The organism is Rahnella sp. R3(2024), assembly GCF_042920125.1.
Classification (GTDB): domain Bacteria; phylum Pseudomonadota; class Gammaproteobacteria; order Enterobacterales; family Enterobacteriaceae; genus Rahnella; species Rahnella rivi.
The window spans coordinates 115,388-133,820 of record NZ_JBHGBU010000003.1 but is presented as its reverse complement, the minus strand read 5'-3'; the positions used below and the strand labels follow the sequence as shown (position 1 = coordinate 133,820).

Below are 18,433 nucleotides of genomic sequence, written 5' to 3'. Positions count from 1 at the left end.
ATCGTAAATATCATTCTCTCCGACCATTCGCTTTAGCAAAACGGAATTTATCATTGTTTTCAATCTACAATGCCAATTTGCTTAACCTTAACAAGTTTGTGAGAATGTTAACTATTTATGAGATCGTTATGTATCATCCTTAAATAAAGGCCATTACGAATTGCATCAATTTTCGTCGTTACTAAAATGTTCAATAAGCTATCAAAGATAGAAGGTGGACAAATGGGATTTGAAGCTTGTCACTAAAATGTCCACTTTGGCACAGTGCTGTCGAAGCAACACTAAGGACAGAATGAGTGCTAAAACGCTTATCCCAGATAAATTACCCGGTCTGCCGAAGCTATCGTCGTCTCTCGATGAGCAATGATAACCTTTGTTATGCTTAAAGTTTTAATCGCCATATTCACCATAGCTTCACTTTCTTTGTCCAGAGCACTGGTAGCCTCATCTAAGAACAAGACTGCAGGTTTCTTGTAAATCGCCCTTGCAAGGAACAGTCGCTGCTTTTGCCCCCCTGATAACCCTTCTCCTAATTCACCGATCAGGGTCTCATACCCCATGGGCATTTGCTTGATGACATCATGCAGGTAGCTGGCTCGGGCGCAATCCTGCATCCAGGCTTCATCCACTTCCTCAGCAAAGCCGCAGATATTCTCCCGGATGGAGCCGGAGAACAGCTTGTCATCCTGCATCACGCACGCGATCATTTTGTGGTAATTATTGATACCCAATTGCTGAATATCGATACCGTTCACCTCGACCCGACCTGTATCAGGATAAAATAGGCCGCACAGAATCTTAATTAAGGTGGTTTTGCCCGAACCGGACGGCCCAACAATAGCCACACTTTCTCCTGGAGCGATGGTGATATCCAATCCGTTGAAAATAGGCGGAGACTGACTGTCATAACGATAACTAAGCTCTCTCGTTACCAGCGACACCGGCTGAAGGCGAGCCTCATAAGGAAGGTCTGGCTTACGGTTTTCCTGCGGATGCAGGGCGATATCGGCAATGCGCTCATTGTGCAGGCTCATCATGCGCAGTTGCAGCAAGAAATTGGTCAACGACCCAATTCTGTCGGAGAATTGTCCGCGAAAAGCGCCGAACGCGACGAACATACCGATTGTCATTTGGTTATCGATTACCAGGCTGGTTCCCAACCATAAGATAACCACCTGATCACAGGCTGAGATTAAGGTGTTGATGCCGCCAAATAGCATGTCCATCTTAGTCACCCGGATCCCGGTATTGATAGTATCGATTTCTAGGTTGAGCCAGTGGGCACTGCGTCTCTCTGCTATCCCCTGCATTTTGACTGTAGCGATGCCGTATAGGGTTTCCATGAAATATGAGCCGGCGCGGGCATTTCTTACTAAAGACTCCTCTGACAGTTGCCTGTAATAACCGTAGGTCAATAGGCGAAGGATTACATATATGGCAGTGAAGGCCATAACTATCCAGGTTAACCAACCCCCGTACAAAATCATCATCACGAGCACGCCGACCACCATGATAATGTCCATGATGGCGCCGACAATACTGGCCGTGAAAGTGCTACGCAATGCATCCAGCGAGCCGAAGCGCGATTGAATATCACCCAGTTTTCGACGTTCAAAGTAGCCAAGGGGAAGTCTCAATAGATGATTAAACAACCCGGATTGCCACTGAACGTTAATGAGGGTCGCCATAACCAAAGAGGACCAGGCCCGCACCATGCTGACTGCTGCTCGCAGCAGAATAAAGAACAACAGCCCCGCGCAGATTAAGGTCAGCAGTCCGCGGTCGCCCGCAGGGATCGCATGATCCATCACCAATTGTGTACCCACCGGCATCACAAGATTGATGGTTTCAATCACCAATGACAGACAGAAAACCTTTCCTAGCGTTTTTTTTAGCCCATGTACGTTACCCATAAGCGTGCTAAGACTGAGCCGGTTTCGCACAGTGTGTGCTTTGAATGCTGCACCTGGCCAGGCCTCAAGTGCTACGCCGGTGAAACTGTGCGACAGCTCCGCCATGTTAATGGTTCTGCGTCCTCGAGCCGGGTCATGTATGACCACGTGATTACGCCTGATGCTCACCAGAACGACAAAATGGTTAAACTCCCAGTGCAGTATGCACGGCATTTTTAGTGCGCTGAGGTCGTCGATATCAAGTGAAAGAGGGCGTGAGGATAAACCTAGCTGTTCGGCAATGCCGGTTAATCCGGACAATGTGGTGCCACGCGCCGAGAGGTTGAACTGTTGGCGTAGTGCAATCAGATCGACATTCTTACTATAGTGGCCGCAGATCATCGCCAGGCAAGCGAGGCCACACTCAGAGGACTCAGTTTGATGGACTAGCGGGACGCGTTGCCGAAGCCGGATGTTGAGCTGGCCGAGCAGTTTCTTGACAGATAACCTACTCATTGACCGGTCCCGACGCGCTGTGTTTCATGTCGTAGAACGGTGATAGCATCCATTGATATATCTTCCTTTTTTCCAAAAATAGTGTGCTCTCCGCTTTCATACCGTTTTCAAGGCTCAGGCGTTTACCGTTATACATAATGGTCTGCTTCTCTGGTCTGACGATCACCTTATAGTAAGGGACTGCAGAGGTCAGCGCGGGTTTGGGGGCGCCCTGATAGGTCAGCATTTCCTGCGGTGACGCCGGTGCTTTGGAAATCACTGACACCGTGCCGGCGAACTGCCCAAATTTCTGAGAAGGGAAGGCCTCATAGCGAATGTTGACTCGGTCCCCAGGGGAGATATAGGGAATAGCATCATTGGGTACCCAAAGTACCAGAGAGTAATGATCAATGCAGGGTGGGATAACCTGCAGCAAACTGTCGCCGACGTTAACCATTTGCCCTACCGTGACGCTAAGGGAGTCGACGCGACCGTCAACCAGGGCACGGACGATGATGGTTCCGCCGGCATCGATATTCAGCAGCTCTTTTTGCAGTTCGTAGCGTTGTAGTTCCATTTGATAAATCTGGTTATCAAATTCTGAGGCCTGTGTGTGGATTTGACTTTCCAAAGCGGTGATCTGCAGAGAGTTTTGCTCGTTTTGGCCGGTGAGACCCAATAGATTGTTTTGCTGTTGGTAATACAACGCCACCTGATTGGTGAGTTGATCCTTATTGATAAGCCCCTTGGTCTGATATTGCCGATAGTTCTCCATATTCTCTTTCATAATACGGAGTCCTTCCTCGGCGCGCCGCAGTATGTCGGTGGAGCGCTGGAAAGCCACGGTATATTGTGCCTTTTGTTTCTCCAGCATCTCGACTGTGTCTTTTTTGCTGCTGTCCAGTCGGCTGATGATTTGTGTAATGCGCTCAAGCTGGTCATCGATATCACGGCGTTGGTTGTCGCTGACCACGCCGCTGCGCGTACTTTTACTTACATCAATCTGGTAAATAGGCGTGCCCGTTTTGATTACCTGCCCTTCAGTAACAAATTCTTTAACAATCACTCCCTGAACTCCGGAATAGACGTTTGCCACGCGCGGATAGGTACTAATCTCTCCGGTGACGTTGACTCTGCGAGTATAGTTTACGGCGATGACACAGGTCAGGAAGACTGTAATAAATAAAAGACATAAGGATGCGGTGACCCAAAAGGGAATTCCAGGGAGGAGTAGCGCTCTACCACGCCATTTCATTTTCTGATTATCAATCGCTTCCTGGCGAAACACGGTTTGCCCTTCCTTAGCGAGTTTGTATGTGATGCGTCACGTTTATTATGCCATGACATTATATTGCTCCGGCAAGCGTTTGTTCATCAGTCCTTTTGATCTTCTAATCCTCAATTTTCTCCGGACTATCATCGAAAGATTAATGACTTATCACACGTGGCAATATAGGAAGGCCAACCATCGAGCTTAGGTTGATGCAGGCTGTTTCCAGTGAAGGATTGTACTCCTGTTTTGTTAGATAACTTTACTCAACAAACATGCTTTTAAGAAATGATTAACAGATTCAGAAAAAAACTGGAAGGGTAAAATATTTTTAATCATAAATTACAATAACTTAAAAAACTTTACCATAACGTTCTCATAGTCTGAAAGGACAAAGAGACACGATGAGAAAATAATTCCTATCGATTAAAAGTTAAGCAAGTGAAATTATATGTAACAAAATATGATAAAACTGACAAAGAGCTTACTTTTGGGCGTATAACTGTTTTGGACCTTTCACAGAGAAGTAAACATGTAGCTGAATAATTCATTACCATCATACTGTTGGCATTTTGTTACTGCTATTTCATTTTCTCTGTGGAATAGTCATATATGTGGTAATAAAAATTCTACGGCTTTACTCCTTCTGTAAATGTCAGTATCACTGCTAATAGATTTTCTGGTGGAGACCAGATCAATAGCAGAAAAAAATAACCGTTACGAGGGTAAAAAAATGATAAAAGAACTTTCTCAATCTGAACTAGCTTTAGTTGCAGGCGGAAATGCTAACTCTAATTATGAAGGCGGCCATGGCGGCGGTAACGCACATAACAATCATGACCAAGCATCTTGGAGTCATCTTGCGGAAAGAGCGCCTACAAAAATATATGGAGGTCCCGGTACTACTGAATGTGCTACAGGCGTTTTTGGTGCACTCGTAAAAGGTTTTCCTAACCCTGGGAAAATGGGGTTCGGTGTGTTTCAAAATGCAGGTAAATGCCTGTCTGATAATGGCGGCCGTGGCGGCGCTTTTGGCGGAGACTCTAATGCCAACAGCGTCAATGGTCAATGCCACTGGTAAATAGTTTACATAAAATTAAACTACCCTGAAGTAATAACGACTTTAGGGTAGTCCCATGAACGATTATGAGCTGACATAATGGAAGAGATCATTGCATGATTAGGCTGAAAAAGTTCATGGAAGCGTGTAAGATTACCGGATATAGAAGGCCATCAGTCTTGTCTCGTATGTAAAATAGCATTAGCCCTGAAATGAAAATATTCAGCTGTTGGTATATTTCATATGAGTTAAAATGAAAAAGGCAAAACAATAAAGTTGTTATAAAACAACAAATTAATCCTTTATCATTAAATTTTAATTTTATTAAACCTAAAACAAATCCTCTAAAAAAAACCTCCTCATATAATGGTGAAATAAATACAAGAACAATGAAAAGTGGGATTGTAATGGGAGTGCTTTCATATCCGGACTGTTCACTATGGATATAAATCAATGCTGATATAGCGAAACAAAATAATAGTAAAATTAAAAATAATGTAACTTTACCCTTTGATGCTGAAAAATTAAAATTGATACCCTTTATTTTTTTTGAAAATTTGTTATAAATATATACGCCGAGGGATAACTGGCAAATTAGCATGATTATTATTGAATCATCGAATTCAACTCGAAAGAAACTCGTCAATATATAAGGGGATATGGTAAATAAAAAGTAAAAAATTATGATGGCTAAGATTTTAGCTCTATCTTTTTTTATGTTTATTTTGAAAGTATCTTCCATTATTTTAAAAGCCCTGTCGAATATAATTCCCTTGCATCATAGAGTTTAAGGCAAAAGTGATACCTTAAATTTAAAATGATTAAAGTAATAAAAGCCATTTTTCAATGGCTTTTATTAAAAATCAGAGACTCAAAAATTTTTTTTGTCATTAGTGCTAGTTTTGTCTGCAATCCAAGACCCTGCTTTTAGCATGAAACATACGAGGAGCAAACTCGCTAAAAGGCTTAAGAGAGGATGAGCCGAATATTGAGCTCCCAAAGGGTCAAGTGGAGAATAGTGTATGACTAACAAAGATAGTATTAGGCCCGCTAACACAAACATAAATTTCTTCAAGATCTTCACCTCTTAAATATGGAAAATGTTATAACAGCATACTTTACTTTATGGTAATATTGGTACCAAGGCGTTCGAAATTGTTAAAGCATTTATAAACCACTTTTACAATTCTTCATTCGTGTCTGATGGTAACTCATACCATATTACATTTCAAAACAGTCCCTCATGATGCAAAATCATACACTCATAATGATTCAAGATCCAGATACGCTTTTTTGAATAATATCATCCTTCTCTCGCTAATTCATGCAGTGTAAAGCTTCCATTGCATAATGAATAGGCAGCAATTCTATCGTCGTAAAAAACCGGTCATAGCTTATGCCAAAAACTACTTCGTTTTAATTGCTCACAGTTATTCATCTTATCTGATCCCGTCTGTAACGATAGGATGATGCCTCTCTTAGCCGTCAAAGGAACCGCGTTGTTTATGGAAAGGATGCTGCACCTCTTCATCATGACGTCTGCCTAAGCATGGCCACTGCCTCTGCACCTGGCATTAAGAACAGCACCCGGTGGCGGGCCGCCACGTCCAGCGCAAACACCTTCGTATACACCTCCGTCGAGCTGACCGACTTGTGCCCCATCAGGCTCTGCAGCACCTTGAGCGGAATACCGGCGTACAGCATGTGCATGGCGTAGCTGTGCCTGAAGGTGTGCGGTGTCACCGGTACCGAGAACGTCACGCCGTCGGCGGCGGCCGCGTCCACAGCCTCATTAATCCAGCTGCGCACCGTGCGGTCGGTGATCTCCCAGATGCGCGCCTTTTCGGTCTTACCGGTTCGCTTATTACGTCGCTCCAGCGGAATTTTCAGCGTAGCCACCATCATCTGTAGCTGGCTGACGTACAGGTGATCAGAGAGGGGGATCAGGCGAAGTGCCTGGCTGCCGGCGGGTGCCCGCCCGGCCGTTCTCGCTGCTGTCTCTGCGCGTTGCTTGAGCGTCGCCAGCTGCACGAACGGGTAAGGCTGGGCCAGGGAAAAATCCCCCCGGGTCAGGGCCAGCGCTTCGTTAATGCGCGCACCCGTATTCCAGAGCGTCGCCAGCAGCATCTTGCGGTGCAGGTCAGGCACGTAGTGGAGCAGCGCGCTCACCTCCGGGGCCAGCAGGTATTTCGGCAGGTCGTCCTGGACCAGGGCCATCTTGCGGAGTGCCAGCGCGGCGGGATAGTCGATGGCCACGGGTAACTGAGAAACAGTGGCCGACTGCTGTCCCAGGGTAATGATTCCGGCCATCAGGATGCGTCTCTGGTTGAAGATATGTTCAGTGCTGAAGCAATAATTTCTCTGTTTTCTTCCCTGCGGCCGTCACCGAATAAATCTACTTCCTGCCGCATTGAAATGTTAGCCGCAGATATCAGTTCATAAACCTTCTGCAGGGCGTTTTGTAGCTGCAGCGGTGATATAGCGAGCGGCACATCCTTCTCATCCACACCATTCCGGTGGACCAGGTCGTTGCGCCACTGCGTGATGATGCCAAGAGGCGTGAGAGGCCAGACGGGCGGCACATGCAGCACCGTACCAAAATAGCACTCAATGTTTTTGACGTTGTGAAACGTCATGCCGGAGACGTAATTTCTCGCAGCAGGCCGGAAAAGGGAAAGCGACATCTCGCGGGCAACCTGCTTGTCTGTATTTTTAATACGTTTGGTATTCGACTTCAGGTAATACTCATCCTGAAAGCGTCTGAGCGGCCAGTCATGCCCCAGCAGCGCCCTGGCACAGTACATCAGGTACGCCTCCATGACCGTCACGGCATGGACGAAAGACATCCGGTATACAAGTTCCGGCTGTGGATTATCCAGTAAGGCCCACAACTTCTTCAGTTCCTGGTTTGCGTGCAGGCAACGCTGATGAACATTGTTCAGGGAAGCCACAAACAGGCCGTGCTCATGACCCCACTGAGCATGATCTGCAAACGCATCCTGCTCCCAGTAATAGAGATTCGTTGCCTGCACCCACTCTTCAGAGTCGGGTACAACATCCGGATAATTTTCCTCAAGCCATTTATCAAAGCGTTCAGCTTCAATATCAAACATCGAGTCTTTCATGCTTGCCATAACACAAATCCCTCTATGTGTGACTCTATGAACGGGAAATCTCGTCACGCATTACATTCCTCATAGGCTCCTGCGCACCTTCTTTATGCCTTTACGCCTGGGAAATTTTGTCAACTCCCCCTGACACAGCGACATCCAAAGGCTCTGCTGCTCTATACGAGGCAACATATGAGTAATGATAATGCTGTTGTGCGTGCTTCCTGTCCGGCGCGGGTTTGGGAGCATAAGCCATTTTTCAGCTTCATCATCCCATTCCGCGACCTCATCCCCATTGGAATTCAGGAGCAGAAAATAGTCATCCCAGTTGCTGTCCTTCGTCTTTCGGCAATACACATCGCCATGGTCCAGATTGACCAGAAAGATGATCTCCTTTAGTTGAAATTCACTGCCAGGCATCTCCATCATCTGACGTCCTTATAGTCACTGATAAAATTGTCTCCGAAAGTAATTATGCTACGCGGCATCATTTACCGTAACGCGAATTACTTTCATTGAGTAATTATTTTATTACTTATAATAACCATGAGTATAACCACTATTTGCAATTACTGTTTCGCCTTTTCTCGATGATCCGATTTACGGGCTTATTCACACTTTCCGGAAGTGTACCACGGCAAGGGAATAAGCAAAGCCGCCCTTTTCGGGGGCGCGAACCCGGTCACGCTGCTCGCATAAAACACAACATAAGTGGGATTTAATATCAACATAGATACTACATGATGTGTTTATCGGGGAAGCGGCTGCCGGGCTGAAAGGCCAGATCCGGTTCTGCCAGAAATCGGATCTACGAAGAAAGTATTAAAGGATTTTGATGAGAACTTATTAAAGTGACATGATGTCATTTTTATGTGGTGGTTTCATTTTAACTATTGACACCACTGACAAAGAAGGCGTCTAATGACTTTGAGTCTAAAATAGCCATCTCATTGACAGGAAGAAAATGATGCTCAGCCAGCTAACGCTCCGCTTTCCCAAAAAACTCATCGAATCGCTGAAAAACCGTGCTGTCACGGAAAAGACCTCGGTCAACGCCCTGGCTGAGCGCTTTCTTGACGTCTCCCTGAAAACCAGCGCGCCGGATGACGACTGGCTGCAGCTGACCACGCGGCCGGACGAGGCGGTGCAGCAGCTGTACCGCAAAGTCATCCTCGGCGAAACCTTTGGCCGCCAGGCCCTGCGCCGCGCCGAGCTGCGCTTTATGACGGATCTTGCCCATCAGGCCTACCGCGACGCCGGCGCAAATGAATTTATCCGGTGGCCCGTGCTGGAAACGCTGCTGAACATCAGTTTTGAGCTGCTGGTCTGGCAGGCTGAGCAGGGGCTGCCGGTGGACGGCCACTACATTAAGCGCACCTTTGAGTTTGCGACCGAGAATTGGCAGGAAGAGGCCGCGCAGTTTATGCAGGGCGTGAGCCACGCGGTTGAGCCCGCCTATGCGGAGTTCCTGCTGCGCCCGCTGGCGTCCGGCTGCTTTGCCCTGGAGGAATTTCCGGACGACGTGCTGGCCCGCATTTTTACCCCGCCCCGCCTGCAGCAGGTTTTCCCGCTGCTGATGCGCACCCGGCAGTGGAGCTTTGAGCAACGCAAAACCTTTATCCGGGAGGTGCGCCCGTCAGTGCGGAAAATGAGCGAAACCCTCACCGCCGGTGACCTGCGCTTCGACATCCGGATAGAGGGGCAACGCGGTGATTTGCCCGCCGCCGTCGGCGACGAGACGCCGCGCCTGTATCTGGTTCTGACCGGCAGCAACTTTGTGATGCCGTTCGGCTGGGCGCAGTTTGCGGAGCTTTACCGCCTGCTGACCGTCTATCGCAACACCCCGGAGGCGGTTCGCCACTTCAGTGAGGGTACCCATATCACCCTGGGCCTGCCGGGGGCGGCGCACCAGGATACGATCCTGGGATTTGATGCGCTGCGGGTGTTTGTGCCGGCCGAGGCATTCGGTGAGCTGGTACGGGAGCTGACGGAGCGGATGGAGACGGGCGCCCTGAACAATGCCGTGGAGGCTTTACGCACGCTGTACGGAGATTTATAACATTACGGATGAACAGACGGGAGACGGCGAACATCTCAGCGCAGGCCTCGATGCCGCCGTGCACAGTCCGACCGAAGACCGGTATCCGCCTGATATCCGCCTGATATCCGCAAACATGATTGCCATCGAATCGCTGAACAGCGACATCCGTGCAGCTATCAAAAAGAGCATGGTGTTCCCGACAGACAACTCGGTGCAAAAAGTTATTTATCTGGCGATCAAGGATGTGTCAAAAAAATGGAGTATGCCGATCCAAATTAGCGGCTGGCGATGAGTCGTTTTATTATCGAGTTCGGTGACCGCCTGAACGATCACCTTTAATGCGGTGGCAGTTACACTAAATTATTTACAGGGTCTTACGAGCGATGCTGCATTTTACATACAGCATCATTGTCTGGAGTAATATTCCATTTGGATAGGCTTAAAGAGACAAGTGTTTTGATGCTACTCTCTGATAAGCTCTGACATCCTCTCGAAACACTGATTCTAATTAAGAGTCATTTAATGTCGTTGATCCATTTATCAAGTTTGCTCTGCGGGTTTTCTTTGCAAATTTTAATCAGTAGCGGCACCGATATGGTATCAACTTCATGCCAGTCCACATAATCCCCACCTTTAAAATCTGTATTTTTGTTTATCATCCAGAATGCAACCGGCGTCATCGCCTTTGGGTTCGTATCCACGAACTCTTTACAGGTCATATTTTCAGAGATGTTCTCACTTAACGTCTTTGCGCTGGCAATATTTACGGACGCACAAAGAACTGCGATAGAGAGCAGTGATTTAAATAAATTTTTCATAATATTCCCCATTATATCTTGGTAAGCAGAAATGAGTAACTCAACGTTATTTTTTATCGTTAGATGTTTTTCTTCATAATACCTTCAAAGTAATTGCTCAGCGTAAAATAAATGTATGCGCTGGATGTCATTTCCAAACCAATAAAGATCGAGACCAGGTAGTAGGTTGTATCTTCATTTGCGCCAATCCAAATGAACGCAATAATTAGGTCAAGAATCCCGATAAACATGCACCAGTAGCGCCCAACCATACTGGGGTTTCTAAATGCCGCTGAAATACGACTGAAGCCAGCAAGAAGAAACAAAAAACAGATGATCATAGAGAGAATGTTTATTCCTAGCATCGGGCTGAGCAATACACTGACTCCCATAATAATGTATATAATCGAGAAGATAATTAATGAAAATATCGCGATCTTACCATTCTTTCTAAAAGTAAATGCACAGTTTAGTGAATAAAAACCGCAAAGGGTCAACAGAAAACCAGTTAAATAGCTTAAGACCACCCCGGCATAAACTGGAAAAATCAAACATAAAACCCCACACAGCGAAAGAATTAGTGCAAAACTGAATGCGCTTCTTTTATATTTCACCAAAACTCTCTGATTAAGACTACTGAGGATTTTTCTATCAATGAGTAACATTATCCCACCTTAGATGAATGTATTGGAGTAGATTCCGAATTAATTATTATGGAAAGGATATTTTTTATTATTGATTTTGTATATCGGATATCATGACGATGTTTATCATCGTTTTCTTACGTCTGTCATCCTCTTCGTTCAAATCTAATTCCTTGCTCTTATGTGCGAGCGTTCTGTTGCGGATTAATATCCTCACGGTTTTATTTAATATTTGATCAAAGGAAAAGGAATTGTGAAATGTTTTACAATCGTAACATTTTTTGCTGCAATAATGGCTCCGGGGCTGGCAACTGCTGCAACTGAGACCTCTTGTTGGATGGTGACCCGCCGTTACATTCGTGCAGCCTGAGCGCGCTGTAATACCCAACGATATAAGCTGTTATTTCATGGGCAGCATCGCTGAAGCTTACGTAACCAGCCACTGGCACCCACTCATTCTTAAGACTCCTGAAGAAGCGCGCCATCGGGCTGTTATCGCAGCAGTTTCCACGTCGACTCATACTCTGTTTGCCCCGATACCGCCAAAGTAACTGCCTGCTTGTATAATGACAGCCCTGGGCGCCCTTCTAAGAGTCAAGCCGTTAACGGGGTGCTGTTGGTCAACCTGTTTTAATTTCGCAGTAATGTATAAACTTCGCGTGAGATATATCGCTTCAGGCGGCGTATTGCTTCCATGTTCGACTTGGCCGAGCGGTTCGCTGTTTTCCAACCACCACACTTTTTCGCCAGATGCAGCGGCATTTCATAGCAAAAATCGTGATCTCCGGCTCAATACCATGGGCAATAGAGGTGTCGATCACCGCGTCATAATGTTCAGCCCCGCTTCGTTCGGTTACTGCTCAATACCGTTCGGGAAGATGCGCGTCCAGGCGATAGAAAAGCGGTAACATTTGAAACCTATCTCTGCAAACAGGGCGATATCTTTCTGAAAACGGTGATAGTTTCCGATGCCCTTGTGGTTAGGATAGGTGTAATTTTCGCAATCCAGAATGAAATCGAAATCCGGTGAGGACACAATGCTTAGCGCGCCTTGCCGTCGGGAATGGCATCCACCATCGACAAGCCTTTACCGTCCTTATCGTAAGTGCCTTCTCCCTAATTTGCCGTCGCGGCACCGCCCCACATAAAACCTTGCGGAAATTTTCTCTTTATCACCACTCTTCTCGCAAAAATCCATTAACTTATTGATTCAATGAACTGATAATAGAACTCATAAAAATGTCGGCTATATTTATTTCTTAACTTTACGCCTAAATACAATACGTTGATGTCATCCATACACCCGATGAGGAGTGTTGCGTTATGCCACAAATGTCATTGATTCATCCTCTTTATGAACATTCCGAAGCCTGTCTGTGTCACAGCCCTGCATTTAGACGTATCAATACGGTGATGACAGAGGAAGCGGCAAAAGCCCCGCCGATCACGGCGGCGACGGTTTCTGCCGCTCTGTCCAACGCCAGCTCCCCACACACCGAAAACCCAACCCCGTCTGCGCCGCTGAAAGCCTTTACCAACGTGCGTATTTTTGACGGGGTGTCTGACGCCCTGCGCGAGGGACTACAGGTCATTGTCGAAGGTAATAAAATCAAAGCCATTGAGCCGGAAGGGACACCTTTGCCCGCCGGAATAGACGTCATCGATGGGGCGGGCGGCGTGCTGATGCCGGGGCTGATTGACGCCCACTGGCATGCCATTATGGCCCGACCGTCGATGATGACGGCTATGACCGCTGACTTCAGTTATATCCAGGCGCTGGCGATTGCAGAGGCAAAGGCGACGGTGCTGCGCGGCTTTACCACCGTGCGGGATATGGGCGGGCCGGTTTTTGGCCTGAAACGGGCGATTGACGAACGCATCACCGCCGGACCGCGCATCTATCCTTCCGGCGCCTTTATCTCGCAAACCGGCGGGCACGGCGATTTTCGCCTGCTGCATGAAGTGCCGCGTGCGCCGGGAGACAGCCTGAGTTATATCGAACGGGTGGGCATTACGGCGATTGCCGACGGTGCCGATCAGGTGCTGCTGCGCGCACGGGAACAGCTGATGCGCGGCGCATCGCAGGTGAAATTTATGGCGGGCGGCGGCGTGGCCTCGCTGTATGACGGCATTGATGTCACAGAAGGATCGGTGGCGGAGATTCAGGCCGCCGTCACCGCGGCTGAAAACTGGGGAACATACGTCACGGTGCATGCATATACCGCGCGTGCGGTGACAATGGCGATAAAAGGCGGCGTGAAGTGTATTGAACACGGTCAGCTGGTGGATGAGGAAACTGTGCAGGAGATGGCGAAACAGCACATCTGGTGGTGTCTGCAACCTTTCCTGAACGATGAAGATGCCGTGCCGATGGCCACTCCGGCGTCACGCGCCAAGCAACGGGTGATGTCGGCGGGCACTGACACGGCCTATCAGTTGGCAAAAAAATATCAGATCAACACCGCCTGGGGCACGGACACGTTGTTTGATGCCCGGCTCGCCACCCGTCAGGGCGCGCAATTAGCCAAACTCAAACGCTGGTATACGCCGCCGGAAATCCTGAAAATGGCCACCAGTGTGAATGCGGAATTATGCGCCATGTCCGGCCAGCGCAATCCTTATCCGGGGAAAATTGGCGTGATAGAAGCCGGGGCGTATGCCGATATGATTGTGGTGGCAGGCGATCCGCTGACGGATATTGATCTGATTGCACAGCCGGAAGAGGCATTTCACGTGATCGTCAAAGACGGTGAGATCCTCAAAAATACGCTGTAAAAACATCGCCGTGATGCCTTGCGGTACGGGGCATCACGGCGGGTAATCACACCCAGATACGGTAATTATGCACGTTACCGGCTGCCTCCCGGATGTCGTTTTGTACTTCTTCCGTCAGTTCCCGTTGCGGGAAATAACGGTACGGCGGACGCAGTACGGACGTATGGTTGAAACCACAGCCGTTAAAATCCTCCCGGATACAGTTGAACACTGACTCCGCGTCATGCAGATATTCACCGCCAAAGCCTTTATATAATTTGCAGTGATCGGTCAGCCCTTTCACATTAAACACATTCAGCTCTGACAGCGTGCGGGAGTCTTTGCCGATGCCAAAGCTGTACTGGTATTTGTAAATCGGATCCACGACATCATTGTCGAACAGGTTGTTATAAAGATGAATGTCGCCAAATCGCACGCGCGGGGTACGCTGCACGATGCGATGAAAGACATTGTCATGGAAGGTGACACGCAATTTGCCGCTGTCTTCCGCGTCATTACCGTCGCTGTGGCCAATCAGAATCGTTTTATCATGCAGTGTAAAGAAGCAACGAGAAACCGTGATGAAATCCGACGCCCGCTTGATGTCTAACGCGCCATCATGCTGCACGTATTTCCAGCCATCGACAATTTTGTACATGTCCATGGTGAAACGCCCGTCACTGAAGGCCACATTACTGACCCAGACATGATGGGCGCGGATAATGCTCAGCCCGTCCCATTCGGCGTTCCAGCCGTCACCTTCTTCAAACTGCGGATCGACATCCACCGGATTTTCGATAAAAAGGTTGTGAATAATGACATTGTGGACATCCTGAACGATCAGCGCGCTTTCGATAAACTTCGCATTCTGATCAATGCCCATCAGCGTGGTATTGCTACTGATGAATATCCGTCCCCGCCGCGACTGATCCTGCCGGTTGAGGTAAGGCGAACCTCCGCTGGCATCAATCACACCGCCAACCCAGATACATTTATGGTGGTCGCCGGACTCGTTGAGGGCCTCCCGGAGTTCTTCTATATTCGTCACGTAATAATTGAGGACGGGCCTTTCGCCCCCGCCGGTGGTACCGCCCGTTTCAGAGGCCCATCCAGAAGGGGTGTCAAACCAAGGTTCATGCGGTGGAATATGATGTATTGATTTCATCGAGACAACTCCTTTTTATGGAAATAAAAATGAGGGTGACCACTGCTTTTCATCCTGACGCATTTCATTCATGAGTCTTTCGAATCGAAAATGGCGTCAGGCTATTGCTCTGTGCCTGGCAATATTTTTGTATAACGCAATACGGTTTCCGACCTGTAATTTAGTGATCAGGCGGGCGCGGTGCGCATAAAATGTTTTCATATTCATGCTCAGCCTTTCGCCTATCGCATGGGTACTCAGCCCGTCCTTCATGCAGAATAAAACTTCCTTTTCTCGGCAGGATAAAGGATGCCTGATCCGGTAATTAAAACGCGCATTATCTACCAGCAGACAGAACAGGACTTCCTTTTCCGGCGCTTGCCGGTCAATAAAGGTCACATTCTCCAGATGGCAGTGCATGTAGTAATCAAGATCATTGGAAATAAATGCAAAAACATTTCTGCCCTGGAATAAGCAGCGACTAGCCTGCAAATGATTCGTCGTCTCCACATCCACGATAAAATAATTTTCATCAATCAGCTCGCGTGACAAAATCGCACTCAGGCCAAGGATGAAAAAATAATCGTCAGAAATTACGGAGTTTGATAAATCCATATAACTTCCTTTTCTGAACAGTCCTTTTATGTATTCTTACGTCATTAAATACTGTGGTTTACTTTTATAAATTTTAGAGAAACTACAAATTTATGACACCTCTAATGCACCGGCCCTTTTCTGAACCATTAAAACTATTCATATACGTTGACTTTCTTGCCATAAACAATAAAAAATACCGCAAAAAAGCCTTATAACCACACAAACAACCTTGATGCACAATAAGTTCAATACTTAGAAACGCCGTGACAAATAGGCTCTTCTTAATGATTTGCGATGATTTGGTAGTCATAACTTGAGTAAAATTAAAAATTAAAATTTATTAGGGAAAATACCCGATTGTAGCCGTCGATCTATCGTTTCATATTAGGGTGAATTTTACACTGTTAACAAGTAACCAACATCAGCCTAGGATTATTTTTATGTGCGCCACAGACTACGCTTGTAGCCCCTTTCTGAAATATCCGGCTTACGGAAAGTTGTTCATTATATATTTAGGCAGGATGCTTTAAAACCACTGGTCTTACTTTCACTTTTCGGTGCGTTATGTATTTTTTTAAACAGATATTTTCTGCCGCGCTGCGGTCTGGCCTGTTTTGCAAATATCTGCGACAACGCCACGCATTGCTTTTTATTCTTCGCCGGGCAATCAATAAAAATCATCTGATTCCGTTTATTCAGCCGATTGTAGATTCCCGCACAGGAAATACCGTGGCGGGCGAAGTGCTGATGCGATGGAAACACCCTGTGCTGGGAAATATCTCCCCGGAGTGTTTTATTCCGCTGGCGGAGCAAAGCGGTCTCATTTCCCGTATTACGGCCTATGGCATTCAGTCGGTGGCCAACACCATCACATCAACGGGGTTTATTTACCGCCCTGACACCACGTTATTCTTTAACGTTGCCGCCAAGGATTTTGATAATCACGACATTCTTCTCGCCTGCCAATGCTTTATGCAGCAAACCGGGTTGCCCGATTTACGCATTGGTCTGGAAATTACCGAAAGGCAAGCCGTGACCGGTTCCGGTCTGTTGAAGGAGTTGTGCGAAAGGCTGGAAGGTCTGGGCGTCCACCTTTCTTTGGATGATTTCGGCACGGGAAATTCGAATTATCATTACCTGATGCTGTTTCAACCACGTTATATCAAGATCGACAAACTGTTCACCTGCGGGATTGAAACCGACCGCAGTAAAGCCGCCATTGTGCGCAATATTGTCGCTATCGCCAGCGAACTGCATTGTCTGACCATCGCCGAAGGGGTGGAAACCGTGTCACAACGGGAAGTGCTGGCGGCGATGGGCGTCAGTCATTTTCAGGGCTATTTATTCTCCCGCCCCGTGGAAGCGTCAGTGTTCTTTCATCAGCTGATGGAGCCACTTCCCCTGCGCTGAAACAGTCTTTTCATCTCACGCCACAAAAAAAGGCGGGCTGCTCTGATGCAGTCCGCCTTTTTTGTTATCCGTAATGAAGGTGTGTTACCAGTTGATATCCAGGGTCGCCGCCGCCGTCGCCGGGCCAGGTTCTGCCGTCGGGCGCGGACACAACACCCACACCAGATTGTCAGACCACGACTGTGTGGAAGACACCGTGCGCAGCGCCGCTTTGCTGCTATCCATACGCATGGACGAGCCTTTGGTTGTGCATCCGGCATCTGCGGTGGCATTTGAGCCAATAAAGCCACGGATATCACCCGCAACGCTGCCGCCTGCGGTCGAGATCATCGGCAGCGAATAATCGTCGCCTGCCTGGGTTTTCGGGGTCACGGAATAGGTGACATCCGCGCTTGTACCGGCGTCGTTAGTACAGTTCACATTCAGCGAAGACTGCACCGCAATCCCCTTGCCGTCCGTTCCCTGACCCGGCGTCACGTCACCGAATGGCACGACCGCCGCTGTGTTCATCGAACATTGCGTGCTGGCCACGACCAGATCACTGAAGCTCAGCAGAGACTGTCTGTTATTTCCACTGGTTTTATGCAGTTGCAGATAGGTTGTGGGCAACGGACCTGCCGCGGCGCTTGGTGAAACATACACCCCGTACGAAACATTCATCGAAGTGCTAGACCCGTCAAGAATGTAGAAGTTGCCGCTGATCGGACGCTTTATCGCCGCACAATGCGACGCGGTGCCGGGCGTCTGCCAGTCAGTGATGATGGCCCCTTTACTGTCCCAGGTGGCGGAATAGGTGTCGGTGACCACGTTGGCGTTGCCGGTCGGCGTCGCCGTAATGGTCGTCGCGTTCAGACTGCCGGTCAGGACAATTAATACGCCCTTTTGGATCTCGTATCCCGACCAACCGTCTACCGTGGTGTAGGGCAGGCCCGCTATTGAGCAGGTTGCACCATTTCCGTCATTTGGCGTGGTTTGCCAGGCCGATAGTTTCCAGCCCCATCCGTATGTCAGAGCGGTAGAGCTAGCGTAAGGTCCATGAGCCGTACCGTTGATGGTCGGCGTCCAGGTACCGAGACGAGTATAACCCTGCGGGAGATTCACCGCGAATGCCGCCTGACAAGATAACAGTGCAATAGCGGCCATGCATTGGATCCCGCGTCGGCGGAAGGCTTTCGCCAAAAAACGTATAAAAACAGACATCTTATTTCCTATATCAATA

17 protein-coding genes and 2 pseudogenes are annotated in these 18,433 nt (G+C 48.0%); 5 read left to right on the top strand and 14 right to left on the bottom strand.

Going from position 1 to position 18,433, the window contains the following annotated elements; genetic code table 11:
- Positions 1-308 precede the first annotated feature (308 nt).
- Positions 309-2,408, bottom strand: a complete 2,100-nt coding sequence (locus ABSH60_RS23955; protein ID WP_390976652.1) for an ABC transporter transmembrane domain-containing protein — start codon at positions 2,406-2,408, stop codon at positions 309-311.
- On the bottom strand, positions 2,401-3,675 hold the full coding sequence (locus tag ABSH60_RS23950; RefSeq protein WP_390976650.1) for an HlyD family efflux transporter periplasmic adaptor subunit: 1,275 nt from the start codon (positions 3,673-3,675) through the stop codon (positions 2,401-2,403). Before ABSH60_RS23950 ends, ABSH60_RS23955 begins: the two co-directional genes overlap by 8 nt.
- A 715-nt stretch (positions 3,676-4,390) precedes the next feature.
- Here ABSH60_RS23950 and ABSH60_RS23945 point away from each other — a divergent pair.
- Positions 4,391-4,738: a hypothetical protein gene (locus ABSH60_RS23945; protein ID WP_390976648.1), complete on the top strand. Its 348-nt coding sequence runs from the start codon at positions 4,391-4,393 to the stop codon at positions 4,736-4,738.
- 88 nt (positions 4,739-4,826) lie between these two features.
- On the opposite strand, the gene ABSH60_RS23940 is transcribed toward ABSH60_RS23945, so the two are convergent.
- The 4 genes from ABSH60_RS23940 to ABSH60_RS23925 form a co-directional block, all read right to left on the bottom strand.
- On the bottom strand, positions 4,827-5,318 hold the full coding sequence (locus ABSH60_RS23940) for a type II CAAX prenyl endopeptidase Rce1 family protein (protein ID WP_390976691.1): 492 nt from the start codon (positions 5,316-5,318) through the stop codon (positions 4,827-4,829).
- A gap of 929 nt (positions 5,319-6,247) precedes the next feature.
- Positions 6,248-7,027, bottom strand: coding sequence for a tyrosine-type recombinase/integrase (locus ABSH60_RS23935; protein ID WP_390976646.1), 780 nt, complete (start codon positions 7,025-7,027; stop codon positions 6,248-6,250).
- Positions 7,027-7,851 (bottom strand): hypothetical protein, encoded by an 825-nt coding sequence (locus ABSH60_RS23930; RefSeq protein ID WP_390976644.1) that lies wholly within the window; start codon positions 7,849-7,851, stop codon positions 7,027-7,029. Before ABSH60_RS23930 ends, ABSH60_RS23935 begins: the two co-directional genes overlap by 1 nt.
- Positions 7,852-7,911: 60 nt before the next feature.
- Entirely contained in the window at positions 7,912-8,256 is a 345-nt protein-coding gene (locus ABSH60_RS23925; protein WP_390976642.1) for a hypothetical protein, read from the bottom strand.
- Between the two features lie 535 nt (positions 8,257-8,791).
- On the opposite strand from ABSH60_RS23925, the gene ABSH60_RS23920 reads away from it, so the two are divergent.
- Positions 8,792-9,886 carry a transcriptional regulator gene (locus ABSH60_RS23920; RefSeq protein WP_390976640.1) on the top strand — a complete coding sequence of 365 codons (1,095 nt, stop codon included), beginning with the start codon at positions 8,792-8,794 and terminating at the stop codon, positions 9,884-9,886.
- A gap of 82 nt (positions 9,887-9,968) precedes the next feature.
- A pseudogene (locus tag ABSH60_RS23915) lies at positions 9,969-10,207 on the top strand (transposase); the annotation flags it as partial.
- 176 nt (positions 10,208-10,383) lie between these two features.
- On the opposite strand, the gene hdeB reads toward ABSH60_RS23915, so the two are convergent.
- The 4 genes and pseudogenes from hdeB to ABSH60_RS23895 all read right to left on the bottom strand — a co-directional run bounded on the left by hdeB (position 10,384) and on the right by ABSH60_RS23895 (position 12,345).
- Entirely contained in the window at positions 10,384-10,686 is a 303-nt protein-coding gene (gene hdeB / locus ABSH60_RS23910; protein ID WP_390976638.1) for an acid-activated periplasmic chaperone HdeB, read from the bottom strand.
- 59 nt (positions 10,687-10,745) lie between these two features.
- Positions 10,746-11,330 (bottom strand): DUF308 domain-containing protein, encoded by a 585-nt coding sequence (locus tag ABSH60_RS23905; protein ID WP_390976636.1) that lies wholly within the window; start codon positions 11,328-11,330, stop codon positions 10,746-10,748.
- A 242-nt stretch (positions 11,331-11,572) separates the two neighbouring features.
- A pseudogene (locus ABSH60_RS23900) lies at positions 11,573-11,887 on the bottom strand (hypothetical protein); the annotation flags it as partial.
- Positions 11,888-12,162: 275 nt separating this feature from the next.
- On the bottom strand, positions 12,163-12,345 hold the full coding sequence (locus tag ABSH60_RS23895; protein ID WP_390976634.1) for a family 1 glycosylhydrolase: 183 nt from the start codon (positions 12,343-12,345) through the stop codon (positions 12,163-12,165).
- Positions 12,346-12,632: 287 nt separating this feature from the next.
- Here ABSH60_RS23895 and ABSH60_RS23890 point away from each other — a divergent pair, with 287 nt between their 5' ends.
- The gene (locus tag ABSH60_RS23890; RefSeq protein WP_390976632.1) at positions 12,633-14,084 is read left to right on the top strand and encodes an amidohydrolase family protein; all 1,452 of its coding nucleotides are present in this window, start codon (positions 12,633-12,635) and stop codon (positions 14,082-14,084) included.
- Between the two features lie 46 nt (positions 14,085-14,130).
- Here ABSH60_RS23890 and ABSH60_RS23885 read toward each other — a convergent pair whose 3' ends face one another.
- The 3 genes from ABSH60_RS23885 to ABSH60_RS23875 form a co-directional block, all read right to left on the bottom strand.
- Positions 14,131-15,228, bottom strand: coding sequence for a polysaccharide lyase family 1 protein (locus tag ABSH60_RS23885; RefSeq protein ID WP_390976630.1), 1,098 nt, complete (start codon positions 15,226-15,228; stop codon positions 14,131-14,133).
- Positions 15,229-15,324: 96 nt separating this feature from the next.
- A complete protein-coding gene (locus ABSH60_RS23880; protein ID WP_390976628.1) occupies positions 15,325-15,822 on the bottom strand; it encodes a LuxR C-terminal-related transcriptional regulator in 498 nt (165 codons plus the stop codon).
- Between the two features lie 486 nt (positions 15,823-16,308).
- On the bottom strand, positions 16,309-16,485 hold the full coding sequence (locus ABSH60_RS23875) for a hypothetical protein (protein ID WP_390976697.1): 177 nt from the start codon (positions 16,483-16,485) through the stop codon (positions 16,309-16,311).
- On the opposite strand from ABSH60_RS23875, the gene ABSH60_RS23870 reads away from it, so the two are divergent.
- Positions 16,447-17,214, top strand: coding sequence for an EAL domain-containing protein (locus ABSH60_RS23870; protein WP_390976689.1), 768 nt, complete (start codon positions 16,447-16,449; stop codon positions 17,212-17,214). The two genes, ABSH60_RS23875 and ABSH60_RS23870, sit on opposite strands and share 39 nt — an antisense overlap.
- 84 nt (positions 17,215-17,298) lie before the next feature.
- Here the strand turns inward: ABSH60_RS23870 and ABSH60_RS23865 are convergent, their stop codons facing one another.
- Positions 17,299-18,414: a hypothetical protein gene (locus tag ABSH60_RS23865; protein ID WP_390976626.1), complete on the bottom strand. Its 1,116-nt coding sequence runs from the start codon at positions 18,412-18,414 to the stop codon at positions 17,299-17,301.
- Positions 18,415-18,433: the final 19 nt, after the last annotated feature.